This window comes from Cohnella rhizosphaerae (genome assembly GCF_029525575.1).
Lineage (GTDB): Bacteria > Bacillota > Bacilli > Paenibacillales > Paenibacillaceae > Cohnella > Cohnella rhizosphaerae.
This window is the reverse complement of record NZ_JAPDIA010000008.1, coordinates 1,091,906-1,113,773: the sequence shown is the minus strand read 5'-3', so window position 1 is coordinate 1,113,773 and position 21,868 is coordinate 1,091,906. Positions and strand designations below refer to the sequence as shown.

15 protein-coding genes, 3 pseudogenes and 1 riboswitch are annotated in these 21,868 nt (G+C 61.9%); of the genes and pseudogenes, 13 read left to right on the top strand and 5 right to left on the bottom strand.

Annotation, left to right across the window (positions count from 1 at the left end):
- Window positions 1-30: 30 nt before the first annotated feature.
- The 3 genes and pseudogenes from gcvPB to gcvT form a co-directional block, all read right to left on the bottom strand.
- Window positions 31-1,521 carry an aminomethyl-transferring glycine dehydrogenase subunit GcvPB gene (gene gcvPB, locus OMP40_RS28690; protein ID WP_277536457.1) on the bottom strand — a complete coding sequence of 497 codons (1,491 nt, stop codon included), beginning with the start codon at window positions 1,519-1,521 and terminating at the stop codon, window positions 31-33.
- A pseudogene (gcvPA, locus tag OMP40_RS28685) lies at window positions 1,518-2,877 on the bottom strand (aminomethyl-transferring glycine dehydrogenase subunit GcvPA). Before gcvPA ends, gcvPB begins: the two are co-directional and overlap by 4 nt.
- Window positions 2,878-2,883: 6 nt before the next feature.
- Window positions 2,884-3,996, bottom strand: a complete 1,113-nt coding sequence (gcvT, locus tag OMP40_RS28680; RefSeq protein ID WP_277536456.1) for a glycine cleavage system aminomethyltransferase GcvT — start codon at window positions 3,994-3,996, stop codon at window positions 2,884-2,886.
- Between the two features lie 256 nt (window positions 3,997-4,252).
- Window positions 4,253-4,357, bottom strand: a riboswitch (glycine riboswitch).
- 111 nt (window positions 4,358-4,468) lie between these two features.
- On the opposite strand from gcvT, the gene OMP40_RS28675 reads away from it, so the two are divergent.
- Together OMP40_RS28675 and OMP40_RS28670 are read left to right on the top strand one after the other, a co-directional pair.
- Window positions 4,469-5,575 carry a threonine aldolase family protein gene (locus OMP40_RS28675; protein ID WP_277536453.1) on the top strand — a complete coding sequence of 369 codons (1,107 nt, stop codon included), beginning with the start codon at window positions 4,469-4,471 and terminating at the stop codon, window positions 5,573-5,575.
- Window positions 5,576-5,631: 56 nt separating this feature from the next.
- Window positions 5,632-6,903 carry an erythromycin esterase family protein gene (locus tag OMP40_RS28670; protein WP_277536452.1) on the top strand — a complete coding sequence of 424 codons (1,272 nt, stop codon included), beginning with the start codon at window positions 5,632-5,634 and terminating at the stop codon, window positions 6,901-6,903.
- Window positions 6,904-7,085: 182 nt separating this feature from the next.
- Here the strand turns inward: OMP40_RS28670 and OMP40_RS28665 are convergent, their stop codons facing one another.
- Window positions 7,086-7,886: a DeoR/GlpR family DNA-binding transcription regulator gene (locus OMP40_RS28665; protein ID WP_277536450.1), complete on the bottom strand. Its 801-nt coding sequence runs from the start codon at window positions 7,884-7,886 to the stop codon at window positions 7,086-7,088.
- 236 nt (window positions 7,887-8,122) lie between these two features.
- On the opposite strand from OMP40_RS28665, the gene OMP40_RS28660 reads away from it, so the two are divergent.
- From OMP40_RS28660 to OMP40_RS28610, 10 genes and pseudogenes are all read left to right on the top strand, one after another.
- Complete coding sequence (locus OMP40_RS28660) at window positions 8,123-9,142, top strand: Gfo/Idh/MocA family oxidoreductase (protein WP_277536448.1); 1,020 nt, start codon at window positions 8,123-8,125, stop codon at window positions 9,140-9,142.
- A 15-nt stretch (window positions 9,143-9,157) separates the two neighbouring features.
- On the top strand, window positions 9,158-10,201 hold the full coding sequence (locus OMP40_RS28655) for an alcohol dehydrogenase catalytic domain-containing protein (RefSeq protein WP_277536446.1): 1,044 nt from the start codon (window positions 9,158-9,160) through the stop codon (window positions 10,199-10,201).
- A gap of 17 nt (window positions 10,202-10,218) precedes the next feature.
- Entirely contained in the window at window positions 10,219-11,766 is a 1,548-nt protein-coding gene (locus tag OMP40_RS28650) for a xylulokinase (RefSeq protein ID WP_277536445.1), read from the top strand.
- Between the two features lie 67 nt (window positions 11,767-11,833).
- Window positions 11,834-12,808: a shikimate dehydrogenase family protein gene (locus tag OMP40_RS28645; RefSeq protein ID WP_277536442.1), complete on the top strand. Its 975-nt coding sequence runs from the start codon at window positions 11,834-11,836 to the stop codon at window positions 12,806-12,808.
- The gene (locus tag OMP40_RS28640) at window positions 12,805-13,410 is read left to right on the top strand and encodes a glucose-6-phosphate isomerase family protein (RefSeq protein ID WP_277536440.1); all 606 of its coding nucleotides are present in this window, start codon (window positions 12,805-12,807) and stop codon (window positions 13,408-13,410) included. Before OMP40_RS28645 ends, OMP40_RS28640 begins: the two co-directional genes overlap by 4 nt.
- Window positions 13,411-13,441: 31 nt before the next feature.
- Complete coding sequence (locus OMP40_RS28635) at window positions 13,442-15,235, top strand: NAD(P)-dependent oxidoreductase (RefSeq protein WP_277536436.1); 1,794 nt, start codon at window positions 13,442-13,444, stop codon at window positions 15,233-15,235.
- A 142-nt stretch (window positions 15,236-15,377) separates the two neighbouring features.
- Window positions 15,378-17,168, top strand: a complete 1,791-nt coding sequence (locus OMP40_RS28630) for an L-fucose isomerase (protein ID WP_277536433.1) — start codon at window positions 15,378-15,380, stop codon at window positions 17,166-17,168.
- Between the two features lie 981 nt (window positions 17,169-18,149).
- Window positions 18,150-18,795 (top strand): annotated as a pseudogene (locus OMP40_RS40560) (phosphatase PAP2 family protein).
- Window positions 18,796-19,182: 387 nt separating this feature from the next.
- The gene (locus OMP40_RS28615) at window positions 19,183-20,364 is read left to right on the top strand and encodes an MGDG synthase family glycosyltransferase (RefSeq protein WP_277536431.1); all 1,182 of its coding nucleotides are present in this window, start codon (window positions 19,183-19,185) and stop codon (window positions 20,362-20,364) included.
- 140 nt (window positions 20,365-20,504) lie between these two features.
- A pseudogene (locus tag OMP40_RS28610) lies at window positions 20,505-20,868 on the top strand (glyoxalase superfamily protein).
- Here OMP40_RS28610 and OMP40_RS28605 read toward each other — a convergent pair.
- Window positions 20,863-21,123, bottom strand: coding sequence for a hypothetical protein (locus tag OMP40_RS28605; RefSeq protein WP_277536428.1), 261 nt, complete (start codon window positions 21,121-21,123; stop codon window positions 20,863-20,865). The pseudogene OMP40_RS28610 and the gene OMP40_RS28605 overlap by 6 nt on opposite strands.
- On the opposite strand from OMP40_RS28605, the gene OMP40_RS28600 reads away from it, so the two are divergent.
- Window positions 21,106-21,867, top strand: coding sequence for a GTP cyclohydrolase II (locus OMP40_RS28600; RefSeq protein WP_277536425.1), 762 nt, complete (start codon window positions 21,106-21,108; stop codon window positions 21,865-21,867). The genes OMP40_RS28605 and OMP40_RS28600 overlap by 18 nt on opposite strands.
- Window position 21,868 lies beyond the last annotated feature (1 nt).

Sequence of the window (21,868 nt, the reverse complement as noted above, 5' to 3'; positions counted from 1 at the left end):
ACTTATAGACTAAAGACTGAGACGCAGGCTTTAGCTGCAAGCGCAGTTGAGCACGGGCTTGCGGGCGGCGGTCGTCTCGTCGAGACGGCGGACGACGGTGCCGTAAGGCGCGTTCAGAAGGAGCTCCGGGTTCGTGCGGGCTTCCTCGGCGATCCGGATCATCGTATCGATGAAGCCGTCCAGCGTCTCCTTGCTCTCGGTCTCGGTCGGCTCGATCATGATGCATTCCTCGACGTTAAGCGGGAAGTAGATCGTCGGCGGATGGTAGCCGAAGTCGAGCAGCCGCTTGGCGACGTCGAGCGTGCGTACGCCGAATGGCTTCAAACCGCGGCCCGACATGACGAACTCGTGCTTGCACACGCCCGGGTAGGGCATCTCGTAGTGCGGCGCGAGGCGGGCCATCATATAGTTGGCGTTCAGCACCGCGCATTCGGACACGCGGCGCAAGCCTTCCGGTCCGTACGTCCGAATGTAGGTGTAGGCGCGGACAAGGATGCCGAAATTGCCGTAATACGCCTTCACGCGACCGATCGATCGAGGAAGATCGTAGTCGAAGAAATACGTGCCGTCATCGCGGCGTGCGACGAGCGGCTTCGGGAGAAAGGGCATCAGCCTGCTTTTCACGCCGACCGGACCGGCGCCCGGCCCGCCGCCGCCGTGCGGCGTGCTCATCGTCTTGTGCAGGTTCAAGTGCACGACGTCGAAGCCCATATCCCCCGGCCGCGCGATGCCCATGATGGCATTGGCGTTCGCGCCGTCGTAGTACAGCAGACCGCCCGCCTCGTGGACGATCGCGGCGATCTCGACGATCTGCTCCTCGAACAGGCCGAGCGTGCTCGGATTGGTCAGCATGAGCGCCGCGGTGTCGGCCCCGACGGCCGCGCGCAGCGCCTCCAGATCGACCATCCCGCGTTCGTCGGATTTGATCGTGACCGTCTCGAACCCGGCGACCGTGGCGCTCGCCGGGTTCGTGCCGTGCGAGGAATCGGGCACGATGACCTTCGTGCGATGCTCGCCGCGGCTCTCGTGGTAGGCGCGGATCATCATGAGTCCGGTCCACTCGCCGTGGGCGCCTGCGGCAGGCTGGAGCGTCACCTGATCCATGCCGGTGAGGGCGGCGAGATCGCATTGCAGCGTGTACAGCAGCTCCAGCGCGCCCTGGATGCTCTCCTCCGGCTGATAAGGATGGATCTTCGCGAAACCGGGGAAGCGGGCGGTATCTTCGTTGATCTTCGGGTTGTACTTCATCGTGCAGGAGCCGAGCGGGTAGAAGCCGTTGTCGACGCCGAAGTTGCGGCGGGACAGTGCGGTGTAGTGGCGGATGACGTCGACTTCGTACACTTCGGGCAGCGCGGCCGGCGTCTCGCGCAGCAGGGAAGCGGGAATCAACTCGGCGGCCGGCACCTCCGGCACGTCGCACGGCGGCAGCGAATAAGCGACGCGGCCCGGCTTGCTCAGTTCAAAGATCAACGCTTTTTCAGTCGGTGCTGCATTCGGACTTGCACTCGTCGATGCGGTCATACGGCCACCTCCTCCAATTTGGCTGCGAAGCTGTCGATCTCCTGGCGCGTTCGTTTTTCGGTAACGGCAACCAACATATGACCCGATAGCTCCGGATACGCGATGCCGAGATCATACCCGCCGAGGAAGCCGGCTTCCAGCAGCTTGAGATTCGTCGCTTGAACGGAGACGCCTGCCGGCAGCTTTACGACGAACTCGTTAAAGAACGGTGCGCCGAACGGCAGCGCGAAGCCGCGCTTCGCCAGCTCGCCCGCCGCGTAGTGCGCCTTCTGCAAATTCAAGTTGGCGGCATCGATCAGTCCTTGCTTGCCCATCGTCGACAAATAGATCGAGGCGCAAAGCGCGAGCAGCGCCTGGTTGGAGCAGATGTTGGACGTCGCCTTCTCGCGGCGAATATGCTGCTCGCGGGCCTGGAGCGTCAGCACGAAGCCGCGCTTGCCGTCGATGTCGGTCGTCTGGCCGACGATCCGGCCAGGCATGCGGCGCATGAGCGGCTCCGCGACGGCGAAGAAGCCGCAGGTCGGGCCGCCGAGCGATTGCGAGATGCCGAGCGGCTGCGCGTCGCCGACGCAGATGTCCGCGCCGAGCTTGCCGGGCGTCTCGAGCAGGCCGAGCGCCATCGGATTGGCGCTGACGACGAACAGTGCCTTGGCGCCGTGGACGATCGGCTCGATGGCGGCCAGGTCCTCGATCGCGCCGAAGAAGTTCGGCGATTGCACGAGCACGGCGGCCGTATCGTCCGTGATCGCTTCGCGCAGCGCGTCGAGGTCGGTGACGCCGTTCGCGAAGCCGATCTCGGCGATGTCCAGGTTGAGCCCGCGAGCCATCGTGCGAAGCGCTTCGCGCGCTTCCGGGTGGACGGCGCGGGAGACCAGCAGCTGCTTGCGCCGGGTGGCGCCGGCGGCGAGCGCGCCCGCTTCGGACAGCGCGGTGACGCCGTCGTACATGCTGGCGTTGGCGACCTTCATGCCGGTCAGCTCGCAAATGTACGATTGAAACTCGAATATCGCTTGCAGCTCGCCCTGGCTGATTTCCGGCTGATAGGGGGGTGTAGGCGGTATAAAATTCGGAGCGCGAGATCATGTGGTTAATAACGACGGGAACGTGATGGTCGTAAATGCCGGCGCCGAGGAAGCTCTTGTAGCGGTCGGTATCCGCGTTGCGTCCGGCCAGCGCCTTCATGTGCTCGAGCAGCGAAAACTCGTCGAGCGCGCCGGACATCGGCAGCGTCCCGCGGTACCGGATCGCCTCCGGAATGTCGCGGAAGAGCGCGTCAACGGACGAGACGCCGATCGTCGCCAGCATGTCGGTCTGATCCTGCTCGGTCATCGGGATGTATCGATGGAGATTCGTCATGGTCCTTTAGCGCTCCTTGTGCGTTCGTTTGTAAAAAGGTGTCTTGATCACTTCCGCCTTCAGCCTTTTGCCGCGAATCTCGACTTCGACCGCGGTTCCGGGCGCCGCGTGCGCCGAATCGATCAGCGCGAGACCCAGGCTGCGCTTCAGCGTCGGGGATTGGGTTCCCGTCGTGACTTCGCCGATTCGCGTCTCTCCCGCGAAGACGGGATAGTGGGAGCGGGGGATGCCTCTATCGATCATCTCGATGCCGACTAGCTTGCGGGGCAAACCCGCTTCCTTCTGTCTGACCAGCGCGTCCTTGCCGATGAAGTCGTCCTTGTCCAGCTTGACGAAAATGCCGACGCCCGCTTCCAGCGGGCTGATCGCGTCCGAAAGCTCCTGCCCGTAAAGCGGCAGACGCGCTTCGAAGCGGAGCGTATCGCGGGCGCCAAGTCCGGCGGGCACGAGACCGAACGGCTCGCCGGCCGCCATCAGCGCTTGCCAGACGTCTCCCGCCCGGTCGGCGGACACGTAGATCTCGAAGCCGTCCTCGCCGGTATAACCGGTCCTGGAGACCAACGCGCCGGCGCCGGCGATCGGGGTGTCGTCCTTGAAGCGGAAGGCGGGAAGCGCCAGCACGTCCTGCGAGGCGCCGGCTGCCTGGAGAATGTCTGCGGCGCGAGGGCCCTGAAGGGCGAGCAGGGCGAGACGGTCCGATGCGTTTTCGAGCATGGCGCCTTCGGGCAGCTGGGCGCGCATCCATTCGAAGTCCTTGTCGATGTTGGACGCGTTGACGACGGCCATATAGCGATCCGCCGCGATCCGATAAACGAGCAGGTCGTCCACGACGCCGCCTTCCGGATTGCACATGAGCGTATACTGCGCCTGGCCGTCGGCGAGCTTCGAGACGTCGTTCGTCGTCAGCCGCTGTAAAAAGCGCTCCGCGGCCCCGCCCGTCACGATAAACTCTCCCATATGGGAGACATCGAACAGACCGGCGTGCTGCCGTACCGCGTCGTGCTCCCTCTGAATGCCCGAAAATTGCACGGGAAGCTCCCAGCCGCCGAAATCGATGCAACGCACGCCGGGAAGCTCGGCATAATGCGGGTAGAGCGGTGTCCTTTTCAAATCGGTCATTGTCGTCGTTCGCCTCCTTGATCGAAGTGTCGGTAAGACTTGCCTGAATTCGTCTTAACTTGCCCGGACTTGCATGGACGCAAAAAAAGGACAGCCGCAAAAAGAAAGCGCGCCCCCAGCCGAAGCTGCCTGCGTCCTCTTTTCGCTCTGTCCTTTGTACCTGAGAGTTACCTTAGTTCCGGCTTGACGTTCGGCCCGACGCTAAGTTTCCCCGTGGGTGATCCCGCATCTCGCCGCGGAATGCTCTCCAGAGTCGCGTCCGGCAAAGGTCCTTTTGCCTGAGAGATTCTCCTGGTTAAAGGGTTACTCCTTCGGCGCCGCCTCCAAATACGTCGTGGGCGATCTCTCCCGTTGCCATCATCCGCATCTATGCGTTTATACGTACAGTCTATTCATACATGAGTCTGGGAGGAAGTGTCAACGATAAATTGCATGATATACTAGGATAATCGAAAATCAGGGAGGCATCGACATGAAAGACAGCATGACTTTGGCGGATGCATTCCAAAACTGCAAGTATCCGGTCGTCGGCCACGGCAAGCGCAACGTTCGGGTTTTGCTGGAATCGCTGGAAGGAACGGACGGGGATACGGCAAGCGATATGTACGGAAAAGGGGATACGATCGAGCGATTTGAGGCGAAAATGGCCGCCTATCTGGGCAAGCCGGAGGCCGTCTTCTTCCCGAGCGGAACGATGGCGCAGCAGATCGCGCTGCGGATTCATTGCGACGAGACGGGGAAGCGCAAGGTCGCTTACCACCCGCTTAGTCATCTGGAGCTCTACGAGGAGGACGGCCTGAAGGCGCTGCATCGGATCGAGACCGTGCTGCTGGCCGATCGGGATCGGCTCATCCGTCCCGAAGACGTTCGGGACTTGGAGGATGACGCGGCCTGCCTGCTGCTCGAGCTGCCCCAGCGGGAGATCGGCGGCCAGCTGCCGCCGTATGCGGAGCTTGAGGAAATCTCGGCCTACTGCCGCAGCCGCGGGATCAGGCTTCATCTGGACGGCGCGCGTTTGTTCGAGATTTTGCCTCATTACGAAAAGTCGGCCGCCGAAATCTGCGCGCTGTTCGACAGCGCGTACGTGTCGTTTTATAAAGGGCTCGGCGGCGTCGCCGGCGCGATACTGGCGGGAGAACCGGCGCTGACCGAGCGTTCTAAAGTTTGGAAACGGCGGCATGGCGGGGACCTGATCAGTCTGTATCCGTACGTCATCAGCTCGGATTACTACTTCGACAAGCGCATCGGCAAAATGGCGCAATACTACGAGGAAGCGATGGCGCTGGCGGAAATGTACAACGGCTGCGCCGATACGATACGCACCGTTCCGGCGGTGCCGGCGTCCAACATGTTCCACGTCCATGCGGACGTGTCCAAGGAAGCGCTGGAATCGATCTTGGCCGGCGTCGCCGAGGAGACCGGCGTAGGCCTGTCCGCCTGGGTCAAGGCGCTTGACGACGGGGGCAGCGGCTTTGAAGCGACCATCGGCGACCGCTATGCGGCCGTGCCCGAGGATCGGCTGCGCTCTGCTTTCTCGCTGCTTGGGCATAAGCTGAAGGAAGGCGGGTATCGGGCTTAATGACAACGCGCATGCTAAACGGGATTGCCGATCGTTTCTAAGCGAGGGAGACCGGTATGCGCAAAAATGAATTCGAAACGCTTCAGGCGCTGGAGCGGCATGCGACGCCCTTTACCGGCGCCGCGTACGCGGAGGCGCTCGTGGATCGCGCCGGCGAAGCGAGATTCGCATTGATCGGCGAAGCATCGCACGGTACGTCTGCGTTTTACGCCGAGCGGGCGGAGCTGTCCAAGCGCCTGATCGTGGAGAAAGGCTTCAAGTTCGTCGCGGTCGAAGGGGATTGGCCGTCCTGTTACGTGCTGAACCGTTATGTAAAAGGGGACGAGGCGGCAGGGACGATCGCGGCCGAAGCCCTGCGGCACTTCGCGCGCTGGCCGAGCTGGATGTGGGCGAATCGCGAGGTCGCCGCTTTCGCCGATTGGCTGCGCGTGTTCAACGACGGCAAAGCCGCGGAAGACAAGGTCGGTTTTTACGGCATCGATCTGTACAGCTTGTGGGAGTCGATGGAGGAGATCCTGAAGTACCTCGGGCAAAAGGACGGCGCGGATCTGCAAGCGGCCAGACGCGCCTTCGCGTGCTTCGAGCCTCACGGGCAAGAGGCGCAGCAGTACGGCCTCGCGGCCAACTTCTACGGCGAGGGCTGCGAGGACGAAGTCGTCGAGCTGCTTCGCAAGCTCCAGGACAGATGGCGGACCGCCGACCCGGGAGATCGCGAGGAAGAGCTTGCCGCCGAGTTGAACGCGCTCGCGGTCAAGGGCGCGGAGGATTACTACAGAACGATGATCCGTAACGATGCGCAATCCTGGAACGTGCGCGATCGGCACATGGTTGCGGCGCTTGAACGTCTCCTGGCCTTTCACGGACCTGCGGCGCGGGCCATCGTGTGGGCGCACAATACCCATATAGGCGACGCGCGCGCGACGGACATGAGCGAAGAAGGCATGGTGAACGTGGGACAGCTGCTCCGCGAATCTTACGGCACGGAGGTTTATGCGGTCGGGTTCGGCACCTATGAAGGCACCGTGATCGCAGGGCGCGCCTGGGGACGTCCGCAGGAGGCGATGAAGGTTCCTCCTGCGCAGCCGGGAAGCCTCGAAGAGCTGCTCCACCGGATCGAGCCTTCCGACAAGCTGCTCATGCTCGACGATGCCGAGCAAGTTCTGCGCGAAGCGCCGGTGGGACATCGCGCCATCGGCGTCGTTTATGATCCCGAATTCGAGCGGGGCAATTATGTGCCAACCAAGCTGGCGGAGCGGTACGACGCTTTTATATTCCTCGATCGGACGACCGCGCTGACGCCGCTTGCAGTAGAAGAGGTCCTTAACTAGCCGGCAGGGCAAACGCAAATAGACGCAGGAAGCGGAAAGCGGAAAGCGGAAAGCGCAGATAAAGGTTAAAGTAGACCGTCAGGGCGATTGCCCCGGCGGTTTTTTGCCCTTTGCAGCACCTTTTTACCGGACTGTGTGAGAACTCCAAATAGCACTTTTGGTCTTGCGCGCGGCAGCCATCTTCAGCCGACGTGCTCAACCATCACCTCCAAGCCCGCTTCGGTCATTTCTCGCAGGTGCTGTGCGGAGATCCGGCTGTCGGTGATCACCAGATCGATCTCGCCGGGGTCGGCGAATTGCACGAACGAATTTTTGCCGATCTTGGCGCTGTCGCACAGAAGGACGACCTGCGTCGCAATACGGATCATCGTTCGCTTGACCTCGGCCTGATTCATGTCCGGCGTCGTGCAGCCCTTGCGTACGCTGAAAGCGTTCGTGCCGAGGAACGTCTTGTCCACGTTCAGTTCGGAGAGCAGCTTGACGGCAAAAGGGCCGACCGTGCAATGAAAACCGCGGCGCAGCAGGCCGCCGATGAGGACGACGGACACGTTGTCGAAATGCTCGAGCATCGAGGCGATCTCGATGTCGTTGACGAGGACGGTCAGGTTCTGTTTTTCCTGCAGGTATTCGCACATCGCTTTGGTCGTAATGCCGGCGTCCAAGAGGATAATATCGCCGTCCTCGACCAGGCCTGCAGCCCTTTTGGCAATCGCCTGCTTCAAAGGCAGCGCTTTTGCCGTCTTGTCCGTATTGTCAGGCTCGAACCCGACTGGCGGGGCGTCGCCCGGTATCGCGCCGCCGTGCGTGCGCTTGATCAACCCTTTGGCTTCAAGATCCCGCAGGTCGCCCCGGATCGTAGCCGGCGACATCTTGAAGAAGGCCACGAGGTCGGGTACGCGTACTTTCCCCAGCTCCTGCACCATTTTGGCGATTGCCGCCTGCCGCTCTTCCGCGAACAGGACGTCCGTATTTCCTTCGTTCATGGCCATCTTCCTTCGAGGTTGAATGATTCTCGCAAATATCGGCGCCCGATCGCAAAAATGATCAATCAAGCAAGCGGTTGTTCTCAATTATACTATATAACAGAAAACGATTGTTATTTAGTTGAATTCTGTGTTGAACCTTTTCATTTTCAAAGAAAACGACAATGAACGGCAATGAAGGACAATGATTCGCAATCTGAATATTAATTGATTCCTCAAAGCGGGTGAATGGGATTATGAAAAAAAGGGAAATCGGCGTCTGCGTGATCGGGGCGGGGAGAGCGGGCATGATCCACGCCGCCAACTTCCGTAAAAACGTGCCGTTCGCCAGGCTCGTCGCCGTCGTCGATCCGATCGAAGAAACGGCCGCTTCGGCGGCAAAGGAGCTCGGAATCGACCGGTACTACACGGACTACAGGCAAGCGCTCTTAGATGCGGAGATCGACGCCGTCGTCGTCGTGACGCCGACGATTTATCACCGCGATATCGTCGTAGCTGCCGCGCAGGCGGGTAAACATGTGCTCTGCGAAAAACCGATGGCGATCAGCGTTCGCGAATGCGACGACATGATCGCGGCATGCGAGACGGCCGGCGTCACGCTGCAGGTCGCCTTCATGAGACGCTTCGACGAAAGCTTCGTCGAAGCGAAGCGGGCGATCGACGAAGGCGCGATCGGCGAGGTCGTGCTCGTCAAGTCGCTGACGCGCGGACCGAGCCAGCCGATGCCCTGGATGTACGACCTCGCCAAGAGCAACGGTCCGCTCGCCGAGGTCAACAGCCATGACATCGACACGATCCGCTGGTTCTCGGGCTCGGAGGTGTCGGAGGTGTACGCGATCGGCGGCAATTATCGCAACCGGCATGTCGCGGCCGACTACCCGGACTTTTACGACAACGTCTCGCTCACGGCCCGCTTCGCGAGCGGCGCGCAGGCCAGCATCGACGGCGCGGTCGCCGTCCGCTACGGCTACGACAGCCGCGTCGAGATTCTCGGCACCGAGGGCGTCATCTTCCTCGGTCAGACGCACGAGAAGACGACGATCGTCGCAGGGCCGGACCGGCTGCTTCGACGGCCGTTCATGAACAGCTGGCGTTCGCTTTTCAAGGAAGCATATCTCGCCGAGGATACCGACTTCGTCGCCGCGATATTGGAAGGCCGTCCGCCCCGCGTGACGGGGCATGACGGCAAGATGGCCGTGCGCGTCGTCGAGGCCGGCAACGCGTCGATCAAGAGCGGCGCGCCGGTCAGGCTTTAAGGAGGAGAAGCGAAAATGTTAGCGGCCAGATTGTACGGACCCGGCGACATCAGGCTGGACGAGGTGCCTGTACCGGTCATCACGGACCGGGAGATTCTCGTCAAGGTCAGAAGCGCGGGCATCTGCGGGACGGATATGCGGATGATTAAAAACGGCTTTCCGGGCATCTCCGAAGCGTCGCCGCGGACGCTCGGCCACGAGCTGAGCGGCGAGATCGCCGAGGTCGGCGCGCAGGTGACCGGCTATCGGGTCGGCATGCGCGTCGGGATCGCGCCCAATATGGGCTGCGGCATCTGCGGAGAATGCATCCGCGGCAACCAGCATCTGTGCGCGAGCTACGAGGCGCTCGGCGTCCAGACGGACGGCGGCTTCGCCGAGTACGTGCGCGTGCCGGAGCAGGCGCTGCGCTTCGGCAACGTCGTCGAGCTGCCGGCGCAGGTGACGTTCGACCATGCGGCAGTCAACGAGCCGCTGTCGTGCGTGTACAACGGGATCGAGCAGTGCCCGATCCGCGCCGGAGACGACGTGCTCATCATCGGCGCCGGTCCGATCGGCATCATGTACGCTCAGCTCGCCAAAATGTCGGGCGCCGGCAGGGTGTTCCTCAGCAACCGATCGACCGGCCGGCTGGAGCTGGCGTGCCGCATCGATCCTTCGTTTATCGCGCTGCCGGCCGACGGGCTGAAGGAAAGCTTGCTAACGCAAACCGGCGGCCGGGGCGCGGACGTCATCGTGACGGCCAATCCGTCGCCCGAAGCGCAGCAGCTCGCGGTCGAGCTTGCCGCGATGGGCGGCCGAATCAACTTTTTCGGCGGCCTGCCGAAGGACAGCGTCCCCGTCGCGCTGGACACAAACATCATTCATTACAAACAGCTGCTGGTGACGGGCAGCACGAAGGCGAACAACGCGCATTTCCGCAAGACGCTTCATTTTATCGCGAGCGGCATTCTCGACGTCGGCAAGCTCGTATCCGCGCGTTATGCGATCGACCGCTTCGACGAGGCGCTGCGCCATGCCGGCAGCTCGCAGGGCATCAAGACGGTCATCGCGTTCGATTAGAGGGGGAGAGGGACCACTTGCCATCCGACAATAGCCGCCCAGACTTCACGGTCGCCGTGGACCTCGGCACGCAGGGGACAAAAGCCGCGCTCGTCTCCGCGGACGGCCAACTGCTTGGCAGCGCGTTCGTGCCCTCGAACCTCATACGTCCCGCGCCCGGACAGGTGGAGCAGGACCCGGACGAGATGTTCGGATCGGTCGTCTCCGCCATCCGGTCGGTCATGGACCGCACGGGCATCTCTCCCGCGCGCGTAGCCGCCGTCGGGATCGGCGGCCAAATGGCCGGCGTGCTGGGCATCGACGCGGACTGGCAGGCCGTGACGCCTTACGACTCCTGGCTCGACAGCCGCTGCGAAGCGGCCATGCCGATCATTCGGGATTGGGGCGAGGACGCTTTTATTGGCATCACGGGCAGTCCGGTCACCTATGCGCACGGACCGAAAATTCTGTGGTGGCGGCGCGAGCGGCCGGAGGTCTATCGTGCGATCGCCAAATTCCTCGTACCCAGCGCCTTCGTCGCCGGCAGGCTTGCCGGCCTGCGCGCGCAGGATGCGTTCATCGATCATACGCATCTTCACTTTGCCGGCTTCGCCGACATTCAGCGGATGGCCTGGTCGGACGAACTGCTGCGGGCGTTCGGCGTCGACGGCGCCAAGATGCCCGCCATCGTTCGTCCGTGGGACATCGTCGGCGGGCTGACGGATCGATACGCGGCCGCGGCAGGACTGCGGCCGGGCACGCCGATCGCGGCGGGCCTCGGCGATACCGCAGCGGCGACGCTCGGCGCGGGCATCGCGCGGCCGGGCTTGCTGTTCGACGTGGCGGGCACGGCGTCGGTCTTGTCCTGCTGCACGGCCGAGTATCGGCCGGATACCGAAGGCAAGACGCTGATCTACGCCCGCTCGGCGCTGCCCGAACTTTGGACGCCGCTCGCGTATATCAACGGCGGCGGTCAATGCCTCGCCTGGTTCAAGCGGCTCGCCGGCGCGAGCTACGACGAGCTCAACGCGCTGGCCGAGGCGGTCGAACCCGGCTGCGGGGGGCTGACGTTCGTACCGCATTTCGGCGGACGCGTCTGTCCGAACACGCCGGGTCTGCGCGGCAGCTGGACCGGCATGGCCTGGTCCCACGAGAGCGGCGCGCTGTTCCGGGCGATCCTCGAATCGGTCGCCTACGAATACAAACATTACCTTGGCACACTCGAGCGGCTCGTCGGCAGCGCCTCGTACGAAGCGGTGCACGTCGCGGGCGGCGGCGCGCGCAGCGCGCTGTTCAACCGCATCAAGGCGGACACGCTCGGCATTGCGTACCGGCCGCTCCAGGCGGAGGATACGGCGCTGATCGGCGCGGCGCTCGTCGCAGGGCACGGTGTCGGGCTTTTCCCGGATCTGGCGGGAGCGGCGGAGCGCTTCGCGGCGCCGGGAGATGCGATCGAGCCGGATGCCGGTAGGCATCGTCTGTACGCGGCTGCCGCAAGCCGGTACCGCCGAGCGGTGGACGGCATGCAGGCGTTGTATGCGAGTCTGAACGAGAACGAGGAACCGGTCGAAACGTTCGAACGATAAGGAAACCAGCATATACACAGATGCCCCGAGGCGCGATGTCCGGTGGCAATGAGAGGAGCGCGAACCTATGAAACTGCCGCCAAGCGCGGCGTCGCCGACGATGTACTTCGTTGGCGTGACGACCGGACAATCGTCCATTATGAAGCTGTTCCCGCTGTGGGCCAAAGCGCTCGGCCTCGGCGGACCGAAGATGGTCGGCATCGATATCGCCATTCACGCGGAGCCCGAGGTTTACCGGGAATGCGTCCGTTTTATCAAAGAGGACCCGCTCTCCCTGGGCGCGCTCGTCACGACGCACAAGATCGATCTGTTCAACGCCGCACGCGATCTGTTCGACACGCTGGACCCGTTCGCCGTCACGTTCGAGGAGATCTCGTCGATCTCCAAGGCGGACGGCCGGCTCGCCGGACACGCCAAGGACCCGATCTCAAGCGGGCTGTCGCTCGAGGCGTTTGTGCCGCCGGGACACTGGAAGCGGACCGGCGGCCATGCGATGATCATGGGCGCGGGCGGCAGCGCGCTCGCCATCTGCAGCTATTTGACGGCGCCGGAGCGGGAAGACGATGTGCCGGGCACGATCGTGATCACGAATCGCAGTCCGGAGCGTCTCGCGTCGGCGCGCGAGCTGCTCGGCCGGATCGATACGCCTGTGCGGTTCGAATACAGGCTGTGTCCGGAGCCGGCGGACAATGACGCGGTGCTGGCGGAGATGCCCGCCGGCTCGCTTGTCGTCAATGCGACGGGGCTCGGCAAGGACCGCCCGGGCTCTCCGCTTACGGACGATGCCATTTTTCCGGAAGAGGGACTCGTATGGGAGCTGAACTACCGCGGCGCGCTCGACTTTATGCATCAGGCGCTTCGTCAGCGGGAGCAGCGGCGGCTCCACGTGGAGGACGGCTGGATTTATTTCATTCACGGCTGGACGCAGGTCATCTCCGAGGTGTTCCACGTGCCGATCGAGGGCGAGACGTTCGACCGGCTGGAGCGGATCGCGATGGAGCTGCGCGGCAGCGGCGAAACGAAAGGAGCTGCAAAGACATGACGCATACGCACGCTACCGGTACGAAGCTGTCAAACCCGTTAACCCCGTTTGCGCTTTATTTCAGCCTGAACAACGGTTTGTCCGACGCGGCGCCTTCGCTGAAGCGGCATTTATCGAAAATGAAGGGCATGTACGCCGACGACGCGGCGCTAGGCCGCCTGCTCGAGGGCGGAGCCGACCCGCTCGTCTACGAATTCCATGAGCTCGGCATTCCCGAATCCGAGGGCAATCTGGCGTTCGGCACGAGCATCGTCTATCCGGGAAAGGTCGGCGACGAATATTACATGACCAAGGGGCATTTCCATACGATCCTCGACACGGCCGAAGTGTACTACTGCATCGGGGGCAAAGGGATGATGCTCATGGAAAATCCGGAGGGCGACTGGGTCGTGCAGGAATTCGCGCCGGGCAAGGCCGTCTATGTGCCGGGCCGGTACGCGCACCGCAGCATCAACACCGGGCATGAACCGCTGATTACCTTCTACGTCTTCCGGGCGGACGCCGGGCACGACTACGGCTCGATCGAGACGAAGGGCTATCGGAAAATCGTCGTCGAACGCGACGGAGTACCCGCCGTGCTCGACAATCCGAAGTGGAAATGAGCAGAGCGCCGCGCAAAGGAGGGCTGCCGTCATGGCACCAAAGCTGAAAATCGTCGTGACGCCCCGTTCGTTCGGCAAGTCGGATCCGGCACCGATCGATCTGCTCGCATCGCAGGGGTACGACGTCGTGTATAACCCGTACGGCCGCATTCTGACGAAGGACGAGATGAAGGAGCTGCTTGCCGATGCCGACGGCGTCATCGTCGGCGTCGATCCGCTCGATCGCGACGTGCTGGCGCAAGCGCCCCGGCTCAGAATCATCTCCAAGTACGGGGTCGGGACGGACAACATCGATTTGAAATACGCCGAGGAGCGGGGGATTCGTGTCGCGACGGCGGCGGGGTCGAACACCGAGGCGGTGGCGGATTTTGCGTTTGCGCTGATGATGGCGGTTGCCCGGCGAGTGAACGTCATCGACCGGGCCTGCCGGGACGGCGTGTGGAAGGCCGAAGCCGCGATCGACATTTACGGCAAGACGCTGGGCTTGCTCGGACTCGGCGCGATCGGCAAGGCGGTCGCCCGAAGGGCGGCCGGCTTCGGGATGAAGGTGCTCGCCTACGATCTGTTCCGCGACGAAGCCGTCGCGGCGGCGCATGGCATTGCCTATCGCGACACGGTGGACGAGATCGTTCGCGAGGCCGACTTTATCAGCCTGCACCTGCCGCTTGACGACAAGACGGCCGGCATCATCGGACGCGAGCGGTTCGCGTTGATGAAGCCGACCGCGGTGCTCGTGAATACGGCGCGCGGCGGGCTCGTCGACGAAGCGGCACTGCTGGACGCGCTGCGTGCGAACCGCATCTGGGGCGCCGGCATCGACGTGTTCGAGAAGGAGCCGCCGGACAATCCGGAGCTGCTCGCGCTCGGCAACCTGATCGCGGGCTCGCATTGCGCGGCGTCGACGCAGGGCGCGGTGCGCAACATGGGACTTTTTTGCGACGCAAAATTTGATCAAGCACCTGGAGGTGTCCGTATCATGAAGCTCGGCATTCACGCCTACGCCTGGTGCTCTCAGTGGAGCAACGAGACGCTCGGCCTCATCGATCGCGTCAAAGGACTCGGTCTCGACTTCATCGAGATTCCGCTCATGACGCTCGATACGTTCGACGCCGCCGCCGTGAAGCGGCGGCTCGCGGACGCCGGGCTTGACGCGGTGACGTCCACGGTGCTGCTGCGCGGCACGGACATCACGAGCGCCGATCCCGCGGTACGCGCCGCCGGCATTGCTTATTTGAAGGACTGCGTGCGCGCGACCGCCGCCATCGGCAAGACGAACCTGTCGGGCGTCGTTTATTCGCAGCACGTCAAGGAGACGAACGCCCGGCCGACGGAGCAGGAATGGGACTGGGCGGCGGAGGGGCTGCGCGAGGCGGCCGTCTATGCGCAGGAATACGGCGTTCAGATCGGTCTCGAGCCGGTCAACAGGTACGAGTCGAATCTGGTCAACACGTGCGGGCAGGCGCTTGCGCTTAAGGAGCGGATCGGCGAGCCGAACATCAAGATTCATCTGGACACTTACCACATGAACATCGAGGAAAAGAGCTTTTACGAGGCGACGAAGGCGGCAGGCTCCGAGCTGATTCACTATCATATTTGCGAGAACGACCGGGGCATCCCGGGCACGGGCCTCGTCGACTGGGACGCGATCTTCCGGGCGCTGTCCGAGATCGGCTATACGGGCTACGCCGCGCTGGAGTCGTTCGTCGACGTGACGGACAACATGAACACCTGGGTATGGCGCCAGCTCGCGCCGAGCGGCGACGCGCTGGTCGAGGAAGGCGTGCGGTTCATTCGCGGGAAAATGGCGGAATACGGGCTGGCTTGAGTTCATGCGCGCAGCGGCGAGCTGCGCCTGAGAGCCTGAGAGCCTGAGAGCATACGGGCCTACGAGCATACGAGCCTGAGAGTCGGCCCTACGAGCCTACGAGTAAACAAGCTTAGAGCGAAATGAGCGAGGAGCGAAGCATATGGCGGATTTGGCACATCGCTACGAGCGCGGCTTTCCGAAGATCGGCATAAGGCCGATCATCGACCGCCGCAAGCTCGTGAAGGCGGCGACCCAGGAAATGACGATGGAGCTGGCGCTAGAAGCCGCCAGACTGCTGTCGGCGAATTTGCGATATCCGGACGGCACGCCGGTCGCCTGCGTCGTGAACGACGTTTGCATCTCCGGCCTCAAGGAAGCGGCGGACTGCGCGGACAAGTTCGCGAAGGAAAACGTCGGCGTGCTGCTCACCGTTGCCTCCGGCTGGTGTTATCCGCTGGAGACGATGGAGACGGACTCCCGGCTGCCGCATGCGGTATGGGGCTTTAACGGCACGGAGCGTCCGGGCGCGGTATATATGGGCGCGCTTCATGCGGCGCACAACCAAAAGGGACTGCCGGTCTTCAAAATCTACGGCCGGCACATCCAGGACATCGGCGAGCGGACGATTCCGGCGGACGCGGCCGACAAGCTGCTGCGCTTCGCCCGCGCGGGGCTTGCGGCGGCGATGCTGCGCGGCAAATCGTATTTGTCGATCGGCTCGGTGTCGATGGGCATCGCTGGCTGCATCGTCGACGACGATTTTTATCAGCGGTATCTCGGGATGAAAAACGCCTATGTCGACATGACGGAGGTGAGCCGCCGCATCGAACGGGGCATCTACGACGAGGAGGAGTTCGTGCGCGCACTTGCATGGGTGAAGGAGAAATGCATCGAAGGCACCGATCCGAACCCCGAGGCGTTGATCATTCCCGAAGCGCAAAAGGCGCAAAACTGGGAGACGGTCGTCAAAATGGCGCTTATCGTCCGCGATCTGATGATCGGCAATCCGCGGCTTGCCGAGCGGGGATTCGAGGAGGAGGCATACGGCTATAACGCGATCGCATCCGGCTTCCAGGGACAGCGGGAGTGGACGGATCATCTGCCGAGCGCGGACTTCCTCGAGGCGGTGCTGAACAGCTCGTTCGATTGGAACGGCACGCGCGAGCCGTACATCGTCGCGACGGAAAACGATAACTTGAACGCGGTGACGATGCTGTTCCAGCATTACCTGACGAACACGGCGCAAATCTTCGCCGACGTGCGCGCGTACTGGAGTCCCGAGGCAGTGGAGCGCGTGACCGGTCATCGGCTGGAGGGACGCGCGGCCGATGGCGTGCTGCACCTGATCAACTCGGGGCCGGCGGCGCTCGACGGCACAGGGGAGATGACGAGGGACGGGCTGCCCGCCATGAAGCCGCACTGGGAAATCTCCGAGGAAGAGGTCGAACGCTGTTTGGCTGCGACATCCTGGCGCCCGACCTATATGGATCAGTTCGCGGGCGGCGGCCACTCGACCGACTTCCTGACGCGGGGCGGCATGCCCGTCACGATGGCCAGACTCAATCTGGTCGAAGGCGTCGGTCCGGTCCTGCAGCTGGCCGAAGGCTATACGGTCGATCTGCCGGCAGACGTGCACGCCGCGCTCGACGAGCGGACGACGCCGACCTGGCCGACGACGTGGTTTGCGCCTAACCTGGTACCGGGCGATCCGGTCTTCGAAGACGCTTATACGGTCATGGCGCATTGGGGCTCCAACCACTGCGTCGTCAGCTGCGGTCACATCGGCGAAGATCTGATCACGCTGGCAAGCATCCTGCGCATCCCCGTCAACATGCACAACGTGGACGCGAAGCGGCTGCTGCGGCCAAGCGCTTGGAGCGCGTTCGGCACGAAGGATCCGGAAGGCGCGGATTATCGGGCGTGCGCGGCTTACGGGCCCTTGTACAAATAAGCGAAAAGCGAAATGAGCAAAGAAACAAAATGAGGGAAAAGGCGCACAGCAAACGTGCGTCTTTTTAACATATCAGAAGGTATAACTTTCGGGGTGAAGCTCAGAATTCACCCTTTTCTTAATTACATGGGACTGCCGAGACGCAGCGACGCCCGGAGCGAGCAGAGTTGTTCCTACAGGGACTATTGAGACACAGCGATGCCCGGAGTGAGCGGATTTGTTCCTATATGAGACTGCTATGGGACTGCCGAGACGCAGCGACGCCCGGAGCGAGCGGGTTTGTTCCTACATGGGACTACCGAGACGCAGCGACGCCTGGAGCGAGCGGATTCCTAAATGGGACTGCCGAGACGCAGCGACGCCCGGAGCGAGCGGATTTGTTCCTACATGGGACTACCGAGACGCAGCGACGCCTGGAGCGAGCGGATTTGTTCCTACATGGGACTATTGAGACACAGCGACGCTTGGCCTGAGCGGATTTGTTCCTATATGAGACTGCCGAGACGCAGCGACGCTTGGAGCGAGCGGATTTGTTCCTATATGGGACTACCGAGACGCAGCGATGCCCGGAGTGAGCGGATTTGTTCCTACATGGGACTATTGAGACGCAGCGACGCCTGGAGCGAGCGGATTTGTTCCTACATGGGACTGCCGAGACGCAGCGACGCCCGGAGACATTTTCAGCGTACATTTTCGTGCGATGGCCCTGTCGGATCATGATGAATATTAAACGTTTATGTCGTTAATTAAGGCGATTAATGATCTGTTTTCAAGGGAATCGACGTAGCCGTAATTGTCGAAGATGAAGAATGAAGCAACCGAGCTTCGACCGCCGATGCCGCACTGTCGCACGGGATTCGACAATGTGCCGTCTATGGGATATATTTCTATTGTTAATGCAGTTAAATGAGCTGCGCAACGCTTACGCCGGCCGAAGATTTCGCCGCGCCAACCGTATGAAGATGGGGGGAGTTCTCTTCGATGAAGCTTACGCTTAGGCTGGGCGCGGCGCTTCTGCTCAGCATCTTGTTCGCGGCGGGGTTCGGCCTCATTGCGCTGCTGGTCGGATACCATCGCTTGAATGCATTCGATCGTGCGGTCATTCGTTTCGTGCAAGGGGCCGAGTCGCCGGCGCTTTCGCAGGTCATGAAGTTGTTCACCGCGATCGGGGCGGGACTGCCGGTAACGGCGATCGCTGTGGCGATCGGGCTGGTCTTGTTTTTCGTGCTGCGGCACCGGCGGGAGCTGCTGCTGTTCGTCTTCGCGCTCGCCGGATCCCAATTGCTCAACGTGGTGCTTAAGCTGGCGTTCCACCGCGAGCGTCCCGACCTGCACCGGATCGTTCAGGCAGCCGGTTACAGCTTCCCGAGCGGGCATTCGATGGGCGCGTTCAGCCTATACGGCATATCGGCTTACTTGCTGTGGACGCATATCCCCGGCCGGGGGGGGAAGAGCGATCCTCGTCGCAGCTTGCTCGGCGCTCGTACTCGCCATCGGCGCAAGCCGGATTTACTTGGGCGTCCACTACCCGAGCGACGTGATCGGCGGATATCTGGCCAGCGGATTTTGGCTGACGTCCACGATTTGGGCGTACCGCAGATACGATCGGCATCGTGATCGGGGTTAGAAAAACGCCGATGAGGCCTTTTGGGCGTGCATCGCGCATCGCGAAAGGACTGAGGGGCCGTTATTTTTGTTCAACTCGCGATTGGCGGCCTGCTTGCGGACTCAGGGACCGTTATTGAGGGACCGCCTGCCTGTTTTAGGCTAAATTCGGTTAAATAACGTCCCTCCGGTCCGAAACAATCGCGATGTGACCGGTTTTTTATGTAATAACGGCTCCTGAGTCCGATGTCCCCTGCGTGACTTGCATTCAGCGATTGCCCGCAAAAATTTAATGTTTACATCCCGTTAAACGACGCTTTATCCGCCGATTAGGATCGCGCCTTATATTGAGGTGAGAGCGAGCGCTTCGCGCCTGCCGCGATACGCTTGGCCGGAGGGGGGAACGGCGATGAAGGAGCGGGCATGGAAAATAGTCATCGTATACGCCAGATTCGGTGACGGGCATTACCAGGTGTCCAAAGCTTTGGAGCAGCAGTTCGCCTCGCATCCCGATGCGCGATTCGAGGTACATCTCGTCGATCTGTTCGGCGAGGCGCATCCCGCGATGGACGCGATCGTGCGTTTCGCGTATGCGAGAAGCATGACGTGGTTCCCGAAAACGTACGGCTGGAGCTACCGCGTCACCAACGGCATGACCCACGATCGCCCGCTCGGCAGATGGCTGCACGCCCTCGGCCAAGGCAAGATGACTTCGCTTCTGCGAACGATCAGGCCCGACGCAGTCATCCATACGTTTCCCTTCCTCGCGACGTACGCGGCGATGGCGTCCGCCGGCATCTCGATTCCAACCTACACCGTTATAACGGATTACGAGCTCCATACCCGCTGGGTTCATCCCCGTACGGACGGCTACTTCGTGGCCGCGGACGAGTTGAAGACGCAGCTTGCGGGCATGGGCATCCGCGAAGATCGCATTCACGTCACGGGTATTCCGATCCGCGGGCAATTTCTGGACCAGCGCCGCTCCAGGCGCGACATTTGCGAGGAAAAGGGTCTCGATCCCGACCGGACCTACATCCTCGTCATGCTCGGCGCGCTGGCGGAGCCGGATCGTCTCGTTGCGTCGCTGTTCGCGCAGGCGCAGTCAGCCACGCTGCTGCTCGTCGCCGGTCGCGACGATAAGCTCTGCCGCAGGCTGGCCAAACGCTATGAACGCCAAACGCGCGTGCGCGTGATCGGATTCGCTGATCACATCGAAGCGTATATGTCCGTCGCGTCCTGCATCGTGACGAAGGCAGGGGCGGTGACGCTGACCGAGGCCCTCTCGCTGGGCGTGCCCGTCGTCGTATACAGACCGATACCTGGGCAGGAGCAAGGCAATGCGGAATATTGGCAACGAAGAAGCGCGCTGCGCATGGCGACGAATGCGTCGTCCCTGCGCGCTGCCGTCGACAGCGCGCTCCAAAGCGCCGCAAGCAAACCTGCTTGCCCGAATGCGCATGCGGACGCTTCGCGCGTCATCGTAGACGAGGTGCTGCGCGGCTGCGGTTCGCGCATCCGTTACGGCTCGGCGACGCTGACCGAACGCGCGCAAGCCGGCCGTTCCCGTCGCCGACCGATGCGGTCATGAGCAGGCAGGGGACCGTCTGCGCCAGCGTTTTGCTTCCGCTTGCGTGAGCGGCAAGCTGATCGCACAGGAAAAAACGGAGACGGCGGCGAATTACTCGAAGGTGAGCAAGCCAATTCGACACGTACGGAGGCCGGTCCATGATGCAATTTTCGCATGTCATTCCGATTCTGCGTATTTTCGACGAAGCCAAAGCAAGGACGTTTTACATCGACTTTCTCGGGTTCTCGGTGGACTGGGAGCATCGGTTCGAGCCGGAAATGCCGCTGTATATGCAGATATCCAAAGGCGGCATTCAGCTTCATCTGAGCGAGCATCATGGAGACTGCTGTCCCGGCGCAGGCATTCGCATCAATATGAACGGCGTGAGGGAGCTGCAAAAGGAACTCGTCGGCAAACAGTACGCATACGCCAGGCCCGGCTTGGAAAAAAAAGCCGTGGAATACCGAAGAATGCACGGTCACGGATCCTTTTGGCAATCGTCTTGTGTTTTGCGAATATTTATAAAACCGATGATAGCCGGGATCCAGGTGCATGCCTCATCGCTTCACGGCGGCCGGTTCGCTCGACTTGGCCCGCTTCGCGCAAGCGCCAGGCTTTATTGACAAGTCCGTTTTCGTCCATCAAAATGGCGTAGACCGGCAGCCTCGCGCTGGCGCGCCGGACATCCAAATTAAAAAAGCCGACATTTCGCGCAACATAAATCGAAGCTTCATCGGAAAACCATTCAAAGGAGTCCTTGACATGCCGGTCGCGCAGCATTTCGATTCCCAAGTTCTGTCCCTTCTGCAAGGCAAAGTGAAGCTGATCCACACCGATAAAGGCGCCATTTATTTGGTCGGGCCCATCAAGCTTCCCGTCAATCTGTTCGGGGAAACGGTCGAATTCAAATGGTATTGCTGGCTGAACTGCGAGGAAGTGGCGGACGACTTCGAACGCATCATCGCCAAGCTGTCTTCCGTCAATCTGGCGGAAATGCAGCAGTCGAGCGTGCTCGTGCACGGCGATTTCGAAAATGCCGAACACGCGCTCATCCGGTTCCACTCCATCTGCCATACCGGCGATATATTCGGCAGCAAGCGCTGCGACTGCGGCTACCAACTCAAGCAGTCGATGAAGCATGTCGCCGAGCACGGCAGCGGCGCGATTTTTTATTTGGCGAATCATGAAGGCCGCGGAATCGGCCTGTTCAGCAAGGCGCTCGCCTATATCCTTCAGGAAAACGGATACGACACGGTCGACGCCAATCTGCAGCTCGGCTTCGTGGACGATTCGCGCGATTACGGCGATGCGATCAAGGTGTTAAAGGCGCTTCGCGCCAAGCCGGTCACGCTGATCACGAACAATCCCAAGAAGCTCGAAGCGCTTCGCCAGGCCGGTCTTGACGTGGAGGATCGCGTACAACTGTGGGGAGACGTCTCCGAGTACAACGAGAAATATCTCAAAACGAAGATCGAACGCGCAGGACACTTGAACGAAGGCGAAGGCTGCTGCAACAATGACTAAC